Raw genomic sequence first — 1,695 nt, 5'->3', positions numbered from 1 at the left:
GTACGCGTCGACGGCAACGACGTCCTGGCCTGTCTCGCGGTGACCCGGTGGGCGCTGGAGCGGGCGCGGCGCGGTGAGGGCCCGGCGCTGATCGAGGCGTACACGTACCGCATGGGCGCCCACACCACCTCGGACGACCCCTCCCGCTACCGGCACGAGGCGGAGGTGCGGGAGTGGGCCGAGAAGGACCCGATCAGCCGCCTCCGGGACCATCTCACCGGCACGGGCCTGGCGGACGACGTCTTCTTGGGAGCGGTGGACCGCGCGTGCGACGCCGTGACCGCCGGCCTGCGCGCTGCGGTCCGCTCGATGCCGGACCCGGACCGGTTCGCCATCTTCGAGAACGTGTACGCGGACGGGCACGCGCTCGTCGACGAGGAGCGGGCCCGGTTCGCCGCCTACCAGGCGTCGTTCGCAGAGGCCGAGGGGGTCTGAGATGGCTGCGGAATCCGTGACCGGCAAGAAGATGGCGCTGGCCAAGGCGATCAACGAGTCGCTGCGCCGGGCGCTGGAGGCGGACCCCAAGGTCCTGATCATGGGTGAGGACGTCGGCAAGCTCGGTGGTGTCTTCCGGGTCACCGACGGTCTGCAGAAGGACTTCGGCGAGGAGCGGGTCATCGACACCCCGCTGGCCGAGTCCGGCATCGTCGGGACCGCCATCGGTCTGGCCCTGCGCGGGTACCGGCCGGTGGTGGAGATCCAGTTCGACGGCTTCGTCTTCCCGGCCTACGACCAGATCGTCACCCAGCTGGCGAAGATGCACGCCCGTTCGCTGGGCAAGGTCAAGATGCCGGTCGTCATCCGCATCCCCTACGGGGGCGGCATCGGCGCGGTCGAGCACCACTCCGAGTCCCCGGAGGCGCTGTTCGCGCACGTGGCGGGTCTGAAGGTGGTCTCGCCGTCGAACCCGGCGGACGCCTACTGGATGATGCAGCAGGCCATCCAGAGCGACGACCCGGTGATCTACTTCGAGCCCAAGCGGCGCTACTGGGACAAGGGCGAGGTCGACGCCGAGGCCATCCCGGGTCCGCTGCACACCGCGCGTGTGGTGCGCGAGGGCACCGACCTGACGCTGGCCGCGTACGGCCCGATGGTGAAGCTGTGCCGGGAGGCCGCCGACGCGGCGGCCGAGGAGGGCCGCTCGCTGGAGGTGGTGGACCTGCGGTCGATCTCCCCGGTCGACTTCGACACGGTCCAGGCGTCGGTGGAGAAGACCCGCCGGCTGGTCGTGGTCCACGAGGCGCCGGTGTTCCTGGGTTCGGGCGCGGAGATCGCGGCCCGGATCACGGAACGCTGCTTCTACCACCTGGAGGCCCCGGTGCTGAGGGTCGGCGGTTACCACGCGCCGTATCCGCCGGCGCGTCTGGAGGAGGAGTACCTGCCCGATCTGGACCGGGTGCTGGATGCCGTCGACCGCTCGCTGGCGTACTGAGGAGAGGGTCGTGACGACGATGACCGAAGGGTCCGTACGCGAGTTCAGGATGCCCGACGTGGGCGAGGGACTCACCGAGGCCGAGATCCTCAAGTGGTACGTCCAGCCCGGTGACACCGTCACCGACGGGCAGGTCGTGTGCGAGGTCGAGACGGCGAAGGCCGCCGTCGAACTCCCCATCCCCTACGACGGCGTGGTCCGCGAGCTCCACTTCCCCGAAGGCACCACCGTCGACGTGGGCACCTCCATCATCGCGGTCGCCG

General features: G+C 70.4%; 3 protein-coding genes. All 3 read left to right on the top strand.

Annotated features, from left to right (window positions below; genetic code table 11):
• Positions 1–435, top strand: a 435-nt coding sequence (locus ACP4IX_RS36115) for a thiamine pyrophosphate-dependent enzyme (RefSeq protein WP_426558870.1), incomplete at its 5' end; no start/stop codon positions are given.
• Positions 436–466: 31 nt separating this feature from the next.
• Positions 467–1,432: an alpha-ketoacid dehydrogenase subunit beta gene (locus tag ACP4IX_RS36110; protein ID WP_426558872.1), complete on the top strand. Its 966-nt coding sequence runs from the start codon at positions 467–469 to the stop codon at positions 1,430–1,432.
• A gap of 10 nt (positions 1,433–1,442) precedes the next feature.
• Positions 1,443–1,695, top strand: a 253-nt coding sequence (locus ACP4IX_RS36105; protein ID WP_426527166.1) for a biotin/lipoyl-containing protein, incomplete at its 3' end; no start/stop codon positions are given.

The organism is Streptomyces sp. WG5, assembly GCF_049974565.1.
Taxonomy (GTDB): domain Bacteria; phylum Actinomycetota; class Actinomycetes; order Streptomycetales; family Streptomycetaceae; genus Streptomyces.
Note: the sequence above shows the minus strand (reverse complement) of the source record. Positions and strands in the feature narration are given on the sequence as shown.